The sequence below is a fragment of the Streptomyces sp. NPDC021093 genome (genome assembly GCF_044333135.1).
Classification (GTDB): Bacteria; Actinomycetota; Actinomycetes; order Streptomycetales; family Streptomycetaceae; genus Streptomyces.
This window is the reverse complement of the sequence record NZ_JBIRQJ010000001.1, coordinates 790,291-802,590: the sequence shown is the minus strand read 5'-3', so window position 1 is coordinate 802,590 and position 12,300 is coordinate 790,291. Positions and strand designations below refer to the sequence as shown.

The window sequence follows — 12,300 nt, the reverse complement described above, 5'->3', positions numbered from 1 at the left end:
ATGGATCTTGCAACACTCAAGGCCCTCAAGCCGACGGAGTACGCGGAGGCGGCCAAGGGCCACCGCAGCGTCTCGGACATGGCGAACGCGGCCCATGACCGCGTCACGAATGAGATCGCCGCGGCCATGCGGAAGGCGTTGAAGGGCGAGGCCGCGACGGCGGCGATCGGCCAGCTCACGGAGCTCGGGAAGAACTTCCACTACGTCCAGACCGAGTGCGGTCTCATCAGCTCGGCCCTGACCGCGTTCTCGTACGAGATGGAAGCGGCCAAGAAGAAGCTCGACGGGGCGCTGGCGGACGCGCAGGCCGGGGGCCTCACCGTGAACGCCGACGGCTCGGTCAGCTACCCGCCGGGCGGGGAACAGGGCAAGGACGGCAAGACCCCGGAGGGCGGCAAGTCCGTCAGCCTGGCGGACGACACCGCATCCGCCGTCCGCCGCCAGGCGGCCAACCTCGACCCCAACCCCAAGGCCCGCCTCGCCCAGGACTGCGCGGACAGGATCGCGGCGGCCCTCAAGGAAGCGACCGAGGTCGACACGAAGTGGGCCCCGAAGCTGCGGGCGCTGAAGGCGGACGACGATCTGACCGTCAGCGACCGGGACTGGGCCGACGTCTCGTCGGACAGCAAAGGTGTGGAGGCGGCCGGCAAGGAGTACCTCGACTCGCTGCCGCAGCCGCCCGCGAAGGGTGACCCGAAGGCCAACGCGGAGTGGTGGAAGGGCCTTGACGCCGACGAGAAGGCGGCGTGGATCTCCATGCGGCCGGACTCCGTGGGCAACCTCGACGGGGTGCCGTCCACGGTCAGGGACGAGGCGAACCGGATGGTGCTCGCCGAGGCCCGGGGCACCGCGCAGGTCGAGTACGACGCATGGCTCAAGAAGAATCCGGAGCCCACGCGGCAGACGGATTACATCAACCCCATGACCGGCACCATCATGAAGAACGTCAAGGTCGACAGCGTCGCGTGGAAGAAGTGGGAAGAGGAACGCAAGAACGCCCACAAATCCATCGACGGCATGGACGCGATCCAGAAGCGCTTCGACCAGACCGGCGAGAGGGGGCTTCCCGAGGCGTACCTGCTGGGCTTCAGCACCAAGGACGACGGCCGCGCGATCGTCGCCACCGGAAACCCGGACACCGCGGATCACCAGTCGGTCTACGTCCCGGGTACGGGAGCGGAGCTCGGAAATGCCTCGGGCGACCTCAACCGCTCGGTCAACGTGTGGAGAGAGGCCGACGCCAACGCCGGGGGCAAGTCCGTCTCCAGCATCACCTGGATCGGGTACGACGCACCTGACGACGTCGTCAAGGACGCCCCGTTCGAGCACTACGCGTACGACGGCGCACCGGCGTTCAACCAGTTCTTGGACGGCCTGGAAACGTCGCACACCGGCGACGAGGCACCGCACCGCACAGTGATCGCCCATTCGTACGGGACGACCCTGGTCGGCGCGGCGGCCCAGACAGGAACCCTCAACACGGATGACGTCGTCTTCGCGGGAAGCCCCGGCGTCAAGGTGGCGGGCGCCGACGAGATGGACGTCCCCAAGGGACATGTGTGGAACCAGGAAGCCGAAGGGGACGTGGTCCCGGATCTCGGCCGCTATGGACACGGCGGGGGCGGCCTCAACTTCAGAATTCCCAGCGATGAGCAATTCGGTGCCAACCAGATGACCACGGACACCGAAGGCCACAGCGGTTACTGGGACGAGGGGTCGAGAAGTCTGAAGAATCAGGCCCTAGTGGTGGTGGGCAGGGACGAGGACGTGAAATTGGAGCCGCCGCCCAACCCATTGGCAAGTGAAGAAGTCAGGCGTGCGAAGTAGGAGAGCTCAGAAGTGACGACCAGAATGCGTGCCTCTGTGCTCGCCGTACCCCTTGTACTTACTGTCCTGACAGGATGTGGCATGACTGAAGACAAGAGCGATGAAATCCCGTTCGCAGGCACGAGCACCTCGTCAGACGCCGCCGACGCGATGGAAAAGGTCTCCAGCGGTATCTACGATCTGCTGGGCATGAAGGGAAAGGCGTCAGACAGCCAACCGGGAGTGATGGACTGCTCGGGCAAGGACACAAAGACGTACTTCCGCATCTTCCATCCATGGTCCTTCAAGGCTGCCTCGGTGAGCGACCTCGACAAAGCGATGGAGCGACTCAAGAGTGAACTTCCCAAGCACGGCTGGGAGATCAAGAGTTATGGACCGGATACCAGCAAGAACAAAAACATGAACCTGATCGCCGACAATGACAAGAAGAAGGTCAGCATCGACGTCACCAACATGGCGAAGGGCGATGCGCCGATGCTGAGCCTGGATCTGGTGTCCGGCTGCTACAAGGTCCCGGACGGCAAAGAGGTCGAACGCTTCTGAGAGGGACTGGATTCGGGCTCGTACCGAGGGAACTGTGCACGGATGCGGTGGCCGCCAGCGTCCTGACGTCGGGGTCCGCCGCGCGGGGCACTGCCTGGCGCCGTCGTACCTGCGGCGGCGGTGCGCCCGCAGCCGGGCCACGCCGCAGCGCCCCGGACCCGAGGAAGGGGCCGGGGCGCGCGTCCGGTGAAGGGCTACCGGTAGATGACCTCGATCGCGGACGAGCCGCCGCTGACCGAACCCCGGTTGCAGGTGGCCCAGTTGTAGTTCTTGCGGTACTGGGTGCTTTCACCGCCGCCGGCCCATGTGCACCAGACCCTGACCTTGAACGTCTTTCCGCTGCATCGGGCCCAGCCCTCGGCCTTTCCGTAGCCGCCCTTGGTGCAGGCAAGGGCGGCTTCCTGCTCCGCAGTCATGACCGCTCCAGGAGCCGGCATCGCCACTGCGGCGGTTGCCATGGGGGTGGCGACGAGTACTCCGCCGAACGCCGCAGCTGTGGTCACGCCCAGCAGGACACGGTTTCGTAGAGACACGATTTCAAACCTCCGTGCAGAGGAGGGCTGTTCTGGAGAGCCCTCGAACCGACTTTGACGTGACACATCTTTGGCCTGCCCAAGTGCGTTCACGAGGCGCTTGCGCTGTCCCGGACAGCCCCGGACAGCCCGAACGGCGCCCATCAGGTCGTCCGCTCGCTGTCCGGGACAGGCCGAGGTGTCGGCGTACGGCTTGGGCATGGATGCGGTCGGTCCGTATCTGGGTACGGGGCGGCGGGATGATGAGTGCGCCTACTCACGCCAGGGCGGTTGCCGACGGCCGACGATGACGATCAACACTGTCGAGCCAGGGAGACCGAACATGCTCAGCCGCCTCGCCGACGCACTGGCTCCCGCCGTGGGGCACCTCACCGTCACCGCCGACGGCCCCGAACTTCCCCCCGGCAGTATCGTCGTCGCCAATCACACGTCCCTGGCCGACCCCCTCGTCGTGCTCGCCGCGCTCCACCGTCTCGGGGTCCGGCCGGTCGTCATGGCGGCAGCCGGGCTGTGGCGCGTCCCGGTACTCGGCCGCGTGCTCGCCCGGGACGGGCACATCCCCGTCCACCGCAGGGACCGGCGTGCCGCCCACGCCCTGGACGAGGCCGCGGACGCCCTCCGGCAGGGCCGCCCGGTGCTGATCTACGCCGAGGGCGGTCTCCCCCGCCGCCACGACGCCGCGGAAGCGGCGCCCGGGACCTTCCGCAGCGGCCTGTCCCGGCTCGCCCACCGGACCGGGGCACCGATGGTGCCCGTCGGGCAGGCGGGCGCCCGCAGGATCAGCTCCGGAAACGTGCCCAAACAGCTTGCGGGCCTGTTCACCGCACCGCTGCGCCGGCCCGGGCTTCACGTCCACGTGGGAAGTCCGCTCCAGCTCACCGGGCACGGCGCGGCGTACACGGAGCGGGCCCATGCAGCGGTGACGGCCGCCTGGCGCACGGCAGCCGCACATCTGGGGGAGCACGCTCGGCCCGCCGCGTAACGCAGGGAGCCCGTCTGCTGCCGCCGCGGGCCGATCACATCCGCCGGGCCCCGTGCCAGTGCTCCTGGGCGATCGCGTACTCGGCTGTGCGCAGGCCGGTCAGCCCGAGGTCCTCGAACCCGTGCCGGAGCAGCACACGAGACCCCTCGCTGCCGAGTCCCCGCCGCCAGCAGCGCCGGTGAACCTTGAACCCCAGCTGCCCTTCCACCAGTTCCCGGTCGCCAGGTCCCGGCGGCCGCAGAATCCAGGAACCGGCGAAGCGTCCCTTGTCGGACAGCGGGACCAGCTGGACCCGTTCGGCAGACAAGATCGCTTGGGACATGGCACCGAGCATCTCCAACACCAAGGTGAACAAACGCTCCGGATGTCCGCGGCACCTCCGTGTCGCCACCGACTCGGGCCTCATCCACGCCGCGGCTGCCAACGCAGGCGTCTGGCCACGGTTCTTATCTGGCGGGCCTCCGTGCGGTAGCCGGTCCGGGCGAGGTGGCGGGCGAGGGACCGCCAGTGGTCGATGAGTTCGGACGACTGGCGGGCACGGTGGTCCGCGGGAAGCACCGTCACGAGCTGGACGGATTCGAGGGCGAGCAGGGGGACCACGGTGTCGTTGCCGAGTGCGGCGTGGCACTTGGCGAGCCTGGCCACGATGTGGATGAGGGCCTCGCGGTGGTCGGCGGACCCGTCGGGGACGGATCCACGGTGGATTTCGAGGGCCTCGGTGAGAGCGGCGAAGGCCTCTTCGTGGCGGCCGGTGTCGGTCAGGCGGACGGCCATGTTGGTGAGGCACCGGGCGAGTTCCGCGCGGTGGTGCCCGGTGGGGTCGAGGCGGCGGAGGAGTGCCACCGCCTCCCTGGACAGCGGGAGCGCGTCCTCGGGCCTGCCCAGGTCGGCGAGCCGGGTGCCGAGGCTGTCGAGGGCGTCGGCGAGGCGTGGGCCGCCGAGGTCCGGATCCTCGGCGGTGATGTCGCGGAAGAAGCCGACGGCCTCGTCGGCGGCGCGGAGCGCCTCTTCGTGGAGTCCGTGCCAGGACGTCACGAGGGCCAGGTTGTGCAGGGAGACGGCCAGGGCCAGGCGGGTGTCCACGCCGTCGTCGGCGACCAGTTCCCGGCGGGCGAGCCACATCGCCTCGCGGCCCAGGCGGACGGCGGGCTCGTAGTCGCCGGCCTTGGCCAGGTCGAGACTGAGCTGGGTGTACTGCTCGATCTTGAGGAGCTCGGGCCTGGGCATCATGTCCTCCGAGGGTCGCGACCGGCTCGGGCGAACCCCGCTTCCGGGGCGTCCCACCTGCATGATCCCCCGGCGGTATGCGGCGGAGGCCTGAGGGTCGCACTTGAGTGCCAACTCGCGCAACGGGAAAGGAAGTTGGCGTCGGCCGTCAGCGCCGACCTCCGGGTGCTCACACGGTGGCCCCGCCACCGGCTCGGAGTCGTTGTCAGTCCTCTGAAGTAGCCTTCCCACCTCCACCGCACACCACCTGGAAGGACCGAGAGAGTTGACTGCGCTGTCCCCGTTCCCACTGCCTTTTGCCGCTTCCCGCACCGCCTCGTCCGCGCGGCCCCGGACACTGCGGGAGCTCGAAATGATGCAGTGCAGCGCCCACATACGGTCGAAGCCGGAGTGGTTCGCCAAGATGGACGACGCGGAGATCGTCGCCAGGTGGACGAGCGAAGCGGCTGCCCAGGGCCTCACCGAGGCGCAGATCCGCTATGTGCTGGCCGAACTCGCGCACTACGCCGGGCTGAGGGACGAGCGGAGCGGCATCGAGGTGTCCGCCGTGGACGGGGTGTGGCATTCGGACACGCTGGTCGACGAGGGGCTCAGGTCCCGGCTGCGCGAGGCGGTCCGGGTGCTGGAAGAGGTCCCCGAAGCGGACAAGGACTGGCACCCGGGTTCCGACGGCCAGGTACTGGACCTGGTGCACCCCTCACTGTTCTGCAACGTACGAGAGGTGAGCGGCGGACCCGAGCGGGCCTGGCAGCGCCCGGAGACGAGCAGGTGGACGCAGTACGAGTTCTCCGACAAGTTCCAGTGGCTGCCCACGGATGCCGAGGTCGGCGAGGACGGCGAGGCCGTCTTCCGCTCGTACGTCAACAATGTCCACCCCGTTGACCACCGCGAACTCGCCGCAGTCCTGCCCGTCCTGTTCGGCCGTATGCGCCCGCTCTTCGAGAAGGTGCTCACGGACCTGAACGATCCCCGACCGCTGCGGATCAACCCCAATCCCTACTCGTGGTACGACGGCACCGAGCCCGTCGAACCCGACGGTGACAAGGGCGACGACGGCTACGAAGAGGCCTGCAGGGCCTACGAAAGGGCCATGGACGACTGGTGGCAGGACCGCGTTCCGGCCGTCCCGGACGCCCCGGAGTTCAGCCCGCCCGCGTTGCCCGACGACACCGCGCGAGTCGACCTGCGCGGCCGCCGCCTCCAGGTCATCGCGAAGCTCGCCACCATTCACCTCACCCCGGACAGGCCCGAGTACGCCGGTGGTTCCTGGCACGTCGAGGGGATGATGAACGAGCGGATCGTCTCGACCGGCATCTACTACTGGGACAGCGAGAACATCACCGAGAGCCGGCTGAGCTTCCGGGCGGCACTCGACGAGCCGGACTACGAACAGAACGACAACACCGGTGTGAGCGAGGTCTACGGTCTGGACGACGAAGACCCCCTGAACCAGGTGCTGGGATCGGCACCGACCCCGGCGGGCCGCTGCCTGGCGTTCCCGAACGTCCTGCAGCACCGCGTCGGAGCGTTCCGCCTCACGGACCCCACCCGGCCGGGACATCGCAAGATCCTTGCGTTCTTCCTGGTCGACCCTTCACAGAGCGTCGTCTCGACATCCGACGTACCGCCGCAGCAGCCCTGGTCCGACACGTCCACCATGACGCTGGAACAGGCCAAGGCGTACCGCGAACAGCTCATGCAGGAACGCAAGTTCTTCGTCGCCGAACACAACGAGCAGCTCTACGAGCGGGAGTTCTCCCTCTGCGAGCACTGAGCCCGCGGGTTGATCGGGCGCGGCTGGTACCGCCCACGGGCGAGCGCCTCGTCGTACGACACCGCGGGTGCGAGGTACGCGAACGGGGCGCTCGGCGACGGGTGGAACAGAAGGCTGCCGTCCTTGAACACACGCGACGGAGTCGCCGATACCTGCGGCGACGGCAAATCCAGCACACGATCCCCGCGCCGAGACCGACGAACCAATCGCCGACGGTACGGGAGCCGAGTCAGTCGCCCCGCTGCTCTCGACGTCGAGTCACTGTGCCGGAGCCCGCGGCGCGGCCGTGGTGGCGGAACGCGAAAGACTGGCCTGCCTCCAGTGCGACAGGCGCTTCGAGCACCACGGTCACCTCGGCTCCGTGAAGCGGCCGGACCGTGTCGACACCCTCGGGCAGCGTGACGGTGCCCCACACCGCGGCGGTGCGGATATGGAAACGGAGGCGATCGCCGGAGACCACGTCCGCACCGCCTTGCTCCTCGGACAGCAGGGTGACGTCGGCGGTGAATTGGGCCTGGGCGCTGACCGAGCCCGGCGTCGCGAGCACCTGGCCCCGCTCGACGGCGTCCGTGGCAACGCCGCGCAGCAGCAACCCCACGTTCATCTCCGCACCCGCCGCTCCGACACGCACCTGATGCTGCTCGATGTCCGCGATGAGGACCGTCGCGCTGCGGCCCAAGCCGATGATCTCCACCGTGTCGTCCTTGCGTACCCGGCCGCGTTCGATCCGGCCCGTCACCATGACCGCCCTGCCTTGTTGCAGGCGGAAGACGTCTTCGACGGGCATCAGGAACGGGTTCTCTGCTGCGCTCTCCACTGACTGGCCTGAAGATCCACCCATGCGCGCCTCATGCTCCCTTGCGACCGTGCGCGAAAGCCGCGAACGAGAGCCCGAGGCTAACAATGGTCGCCGACCGCACAGCCCGGAAGCGACGCAGGCGTTGATCGCCGCTCCGGGCCGGGGTCCGTCCCCGCACGAGCGGAGACAGCCCGCCGGGCTTCCCTTGCTCTGACGTGCGTACCGCTCTGTCATGCGTGGCTCAAATATGGCAGGGCTGTTCCGGCACCTGCCTAGGTTCTGGAGTACTGATCACATCAGGGGCCGGCAAGGAACCAGGAGCTGAGAGTGGAATCCGAACCGATGCCTGCCTGCCCCCCGCCCTCCACACGGAAAGCCTTCCATGCGCCAGATCCCCACCTGCATCTTCAGCAGCAACCAACCGCCCCAGGCACTCCACGGACACGCAACCGACCGGTACGTACAGATCGGTTCACTGAGCAAGACACTCACCGGCACCGCGCTGGCCCAGCTGGCCGAAGCCGGGATACTCGACGTGGACGCCCCGGTCGACGAGTTCCTGCCCGCCCCGCCGGGCACCGGAATCACCCTGCGGCATCTCGCCCTGCACACCTCCGGCCTGCCCCGTGTTCCTCCGGGCCTCCAACGGCGCGACCCCTACGTCGCTTTCGACGCAGCCGCCCTGCAGGCTGTGCTCGCGAAGCTGGACTCGTTCGTCGGCACCGAACCGGGCAGCACCGAGGAGTACTCCAACCTCGGATACGCCATTCTCGGAGCCGCGCTCGTCTCCGCCGCGGGCATCCCGTACCAGGACCTTCTGACCCGGTACGTCCTCGCTCCGCTGGACATCACCGAGGTGTCCGCGACTCCTCCGCCGGACCGAAGCCTGTACAGCCGCGGGCTCTTCGGCCGCCCGATCCGCCCCTGGACCATGACGGGCGCGATCCTGCCCGCAGGAGGTCTCTGGGCCACTCCGAGGGCTGCCGCCCGCCTGGTGTCCGCCCTTCTCGTCGACCGGGCGCTGGGAGAACCTGCCCTCTCCTGGCAGAGGTCCGGGAACGTGCTCTGGCACAACGGCGCCACCGGTGACGCCTCCGTCTTCGCCGGCGCCGTCTCGGACGGCAGATGGGTGCTGGTGCACCGTCTCAGCGGGCGGGCGGACCAGACGGACACATTGGGCAGCACCCTCCTGAAGCAGGCCGCACCCAGCCCGCCCAACTAGCGATCTTCATCGTGATTTCGCAGGTCAGTTGAGTGTCGCGCTGGGTACGGACGCCGGGACCCTCGTGGCGTCGATTTCGACGCGTTCCCCGGCCGCACCGCCACGCTGGCCCGTCCCCGCAATCCCCCGTAGGAAGTACCCAGACCCACAGGAGTGATCGAACGCAGCATCACAGCACGACACCCTCGGCCGCACCAAGGACCGCCGGGCTATTCGAGATCTTGTTCTAGATTTCGTCCCCGCGCACCCGTGACGGCGACAGGAACGGCCCAGTTAACCGATCACCTGTCCGCATAGCGCCCGAGGAGCAACCATGCATCGTCTTCACCGCCCTGCCTTCGTTCATCCTGCGTTCGAAAACTCCGCTCCTTGCACGGGTGCGTCCGCTTGCCTTGCTGACAGTTGCTCCGGACGCCTCTCCGGCGGGTCCCGACCGGATATGAGGTACCGGGCATGACGGAATCCACAACCCTCCCGGTGTCACTGGCCCGGTGGGTGGAATCGGTGGTGGGCCCGGTCCACGCCGTACGCGACGCCTCGCACGCGCGCCCGGACCACGAGGCCCGGGCCGAGGCCGCACACGCCGTCGAGGCCACGGTCGCCGGTCTGGAGAGGCACCTTGCCGCCGTCGGCGAGCACCTGTCCGTGGCCGAAGTCGGCCTGCTCCGCCGTCTTGTCGGCGCTCTGCCCTTCCTCCTCGCCACCGGAGTACGGCCCGAGAACCCGGCGCTGGGCCCGGCATTGCTCAGTGGTTACGGGCGTCCGTTCTCCGCCGTCGAGCAGCAGGCCCTGGTGGCGTTCTGCGCCGCCGACGCGGCCAGCACCTTGGCCCACGGCCTTTCCCGCGGCGACCCCGAGGTGACCGCGCGTGGCCGACGTACCGTCGAGCGCCTGGCCGAGGAGGGGTGGCGATGAGTGAGGAGCACCATCTGCTGATCGCGGACGTGGCCCAAGTCCTGCTGCGTGCGCACGGGTTCGCCCTGTGCGTACGACAGAATCCCGACGCCGCGCTCGCCCGGGGACGGCTCACTGTCGTGGGGGGCCGTCTGAAGGCCGGGGAACCGCTGGATCATGCGGCCCGGCGGAAGGCGGAGGAGGAGACCGGAGTCCGCGTCAGCCCCCGTCACCAGGAGTTCTGCGGGCTCGTCCATCGTCACGCTCCGGGAGGGACCGACCGGATCACCGCCGTGTTCGTGGCGCAGTCCTGGGCGGGTGAGCCGCACAACGCCGAGCCGGACAAGCACGAAGGGCTGTTCTGGGTGTCGATGGAGAACCCTCCGCCGGACTGTCATCCCCATACCGCCGCCGTCTTCCGGATGCTCACCGAGGGCCCCTCGTACCGGGCGCTGAACTGGCCCAGCACGGGAGGCGCACGGTGAAGAGGTTCTTCGGACCCGTGCGGATGGCCGAGCCCAAGGTCTCCGATGCCGAGCGGGAGTTGTTCGGCGGACCGCTGCGCTACGACATGGGCTGGTCCAAGCACGAGCATGCCGCGCTCGACCTGACCATGCTCTCCGCACTCCGCTCCATGCCGTCACTGGTGGGTGCGACGCTGCGCATGGCCTGGCACGCCGACCGCCGGGGGCTCGTCGCCGTGATGGTCAGCGAGATCGGCCAGGGCATCGCCGCGGCCGTCGGTCTGCTCGCCGTCAACGCCGTCATGCACGCCCTGCTCGGCGGCTCCGGCACCCCCGCCCAGCGGGTGTACGCGCTGCTGCCCGCTCTGCTCGCCGCCGCGGCCATCGCCGTCGTCAACTCCGCCCTGGCCGGGTGGTCCACCGCCCGGGCCGGCCGCCTGGAGCCGGTCGTCGAGCGGATCGCCACCACCCAGTACCTGGCTGCCGCCGTTTCCGTCGAGTTGGAGGCCATCGACGATCCGGAGTTCCGCAGGCTCATCGACATCGCCCAGCAGGGCCCGGGGTCCGCGCGCCGCATGATCGGCGTCAGCGTCGCCGCGCTGAACAGCACCATCTCCTTGGTGGCCACGGCGGGTGTGCTGACCGTCCTGGACCCGGTGCTGCTGCCCATGCTGGTGCTCATCGCCGCACCGCGTGGCTGGGGTGCCATGCGGGTGGCGCAGGAACGCTACGTGTCGGTGATGAGCTGGATCGAGCACGTGCGGGCGAGCCGTCTCCTCGGCAATCTGCTCACCGACCGCACCGCCGCCCAGGAGGTCCGTATCCATGCCGTCGGCGAATTCCTGCTCAGCAGGTACACGGGCATGGCCAGGAGCGCCGAGGCCGAGCAGGAACGGCTGGCCTCCAGCAAGGCGGTCACCGAGTGGGTCGCCGCCGCGCTGTCCGGTCTGGCGATGCTGGCGACGTACGGGACCATGTTCTGGCTGATCCTCGGCGGCCGGATGAGCCTTGCCGTGGCGGGTACCGCGGTCATCGCGGTGCGTTCCGGCTCGGCGAGCCTGGGTGCGCTGGTGATGAACGTGAACCGTTTGCACGAGGAGTCCCTGTACGTCCGCGACCACGGGCGCTTCCTTTCCCAGGCCGCCGAGCGCGCCATCCCCGAGGGCGGCGCCCCCGTCCCCGGGAAGGTCGACCGGATCGCCCTCGACCAGGTCACCTACCGTTACCCCGACCGCGAGAGCCCGGCGCTGGACCGCGTCTCCCTCACGCTGCCGATGGGGTCGGTCACCGCCGTGGTCGGCGAGAACGGCTCCGGCAAGAGCACCTTGATGAAGGTCCTCTCGGGCCTGTTGCTGCCCCAGGACGGAACCCTGCGATGGGGCGACGAAGACGTCGCCGGGCTCGACCGCGCCCAGCTCTTCGCACGGGTGGCACTGCTCACGCAGGATTTTCAGCGCTGGCCGGTGACCGCGGAGATGAACATCCGCTTCGGGCGCCCCGCACACGCGGCCTCGGCGGAGGACCTTCAGCCGTCGGTCGACTACGCCGGAGCCGGTTCCGTCATCGCCAAACTCCCCGACGGTCTGCGGAGTCTGCTGGCCCGGATGTTCCGCGGAGCCATCGAGCTCTCGGGCGGGGAGTGGCAGAAGGTGGGGCTGGCTCGCACGCACTGGCGCAGTACGACGTCGAGGGCGGACAGCGTACTCATCGTGGACGAACCCACCTCCGCGCTCGATCCGGAGGCCGAGATCGAAGCGTTCGGCCGCATCCGCCGGCTGGCCGCCCCCGACCGGGCCGTCGTCCTTGTCACCCACCGCATGTCCGGCGTCCGGCACGCCGACCGCATCTACGTCCTGCACCGGGGACAGCTGGCCGAGCACGGCAGCCACGACGAACTCATGGCCGCCCGGGGCCGTTACGCCGCCATGTTCAACGCCCAGGCCGCCCAGTACGCCCCCACCGCACGCGTCCCCCATCCCGCCTCCCCCACCGCGGCGCATCCCGCCTCCCCCACCGTGGCGGATCCCGCATGACC

The 12,300-nt window shown here is 69.0% G+C and carries 12 protein-coding genes; 8 read left to right on the top strand and 4 right to left on the bottom strand.

Annotation, left to right across the window (positions count from 1 at the left end):
* The gene (locus ACH4SP_RS03735) at positions 1-1,827 is read left to right on the top strand and encodes an alpha/beta hydrolase (RefSeq protein WP_398408824.1); all 1,827 of its coding nucleotides are present in this window, start codon (positions 1-3) and stop codon (positions 1,825-1,827) included.
* A gap of 81 nt (positions 1,828-1,908) precedes the next feature.
* On the top strand, positions 1,909-2,370 hold the full coding sequence (locus tag ACH4SP_RS03730; RefSeq protein ID WP_398408822.1) for a hypothetical protein: 462 nt from the start codon (positions 1,909-1,911) through the stop codon (positions 2,368-2,370).
* A gap of 194 nt (positions 2,371-2,564) precedes the next feature.
* Here the strand turns inward: ACH4SP_RS03730 and ACH4SP_RS03725 are convergent, their stop codons facing one another.
* Entirely contained in the window at positions 2,565-2,873 is a 309-nt protein-coding gene (locus ACH4SP_RS03725; RefSeq protein ID WP_398408820.1) for a hypothetical protein, read from the bottom strand.
* Positions 2,874-3,225: 352 nt separating this feature from the next.
* Here ACH4SP_RS03725 and ACH4SP_RS03720 point away from each other — a divergent pair, with 352 nt between their 5' ends.
* Positions 3,226-3,885, top strand: a complete 660-nt coding sequence (locus tag ACH4SP_RS03720; RefSeq protein ID WP_398408818.1) for a lysophospholipid acyltransferase family protein — start codon at positions 3,226-3,228, stop codon at positions 3,883-3,885.
* Between the two features lie 34 nt (positions 3,886-3,919).
* On the opposite strand, the gene ACH4SP_RS03715 is transcribed toward ACH4SP_RS03720, so the two are convergent.
* Both ACH4SP_RS03715 and ACH4SP_RS03710 read right to left on the bottom strand, forming a co-directional pair.
* Complete coding sequence (locus tag ACH4SP_RS03715; protein WP_398408816.1) at positions 3,920-4,207, bottom strand: GNAT family N-acetyltransferase; 288 nt, start codon at positions 4,205-4,207, stop codon at positions 3,920-3,922.
* An 80-nt stretch (positions 4,208-4,287) separates the two neighbouring features.
* The gene (locus ACH4SP_RS03710; RefSeq protein ID WP_398408814.1) at positions 4,288-5,115 is read right to left on the bottom strand and encodes a tetratricopeptide repeat protein; all 828 of its coding nucleotides are present in this window, start codon (positions 5,113-5,115) and stop codon (positions 4,288-4,290) included.
* Positions 5,116-5,377: 262 nt separating this feature from the next.
* On the opposite strand from ACH4SP_RS03710, the gene ACH4SP_RS03705 reads away from it, so the two are divergent.
* Complete coding sequence (locus ACH4SP_RS03705; protein ID WP_398408813.1) at positions 5,378-6,886, top strand: DUF4246 domain-containing protein; 1,509 nt, start codon at positions 5,378-5,380, stop codon at positions 6,884-6,886.
* Positions 6,887-7,115: 229 nt separating this feature from the next.
* On the opposite strand, the gene ACH4SP_RS03700 is transcribed toward ACH4SP_RS03705, so the two are convergent.
* On the bottom strand, positions 7,116-7,703 hold the full coding sequence (locus ACH4SP_RS03700; RefSeq protein WP_398408811.1) for an EF-Tu/IF-2/RF-3 family GTPase: 588 nt from the start codon (positions 7,701-7,703) through the stop codon (positions 7,116-7,118).
* 364 nt (positions 7,704-8,067) lie between these two features.
* Between ACH4SP_RS03700 and ACH4SP_RS03695 the strand changes: the two genes are divergently transcribed.
* The 4 genes from ACH4SP_RS03695 to ACH4SP_RS03680 all read left to right on the top strand — a co-directional run bounded on the left by ACH4SP_RS03695 (position 8,068) and on the right by ACH4SP_RS03680 (position 12,298).
* Entirely contained in the window at positions 8,068-8,907 is an 840-nt protein-coding gene (locus ACH4SP_RS03695) for a serine hydrolase domain-containing protein (RefSeq protein ID WP_398408809.1), read from the top strand.
* A gap of 453 nt (positions 8,908-9,360) precedes the next feature.
* The gene (locus tag ACH4SP_RS03690) at positions 9,361-9,822 is read left to right on the top strand and encodes a hypothetical protein (protein ID WP_398408807.1); all 462 of its coding nucleotides are present in this window, start codon (positions 9,361-9,363) and stop codon (positions 9,820-9,822) included.
* Positions 9,819-10,286 carry an NUDIX domain-containing protein gene (locus tag ACH4SP_RS03685; RefSeq protein WP_398408805.1) on the top strand — a complete coding sequence of 156 codons (468 nt, stop codon included), beginning with the start codon at positions 9,819-9,821 and terminating at the stop codon, positions 10,284-10,286. Before ACH4SP_RS03690 ends, ACH4SP_RS03685 begins: the two co-directional genes overlap by 4 nt.
* Positions 10,283-12,298 carry an ABC transporter ATP-binding protein gene (locus ACH4SP_RS03680; protein ID WP_398408804.1) on the top strand — a complete coding sequence of 672 codons (2,016 nt, stop codon included), beginning with the start codon at positions 10,283-10,285 and terminating at the stop codon, positions 12,296-12,298. Before ACH4SP_RS03685 ends, ACH4SP_RS03680 begins: the two co-directional genes overlap by 4 nt.
* Positions 12,299-12,300 lie beyond the last annotated feature (2 nt).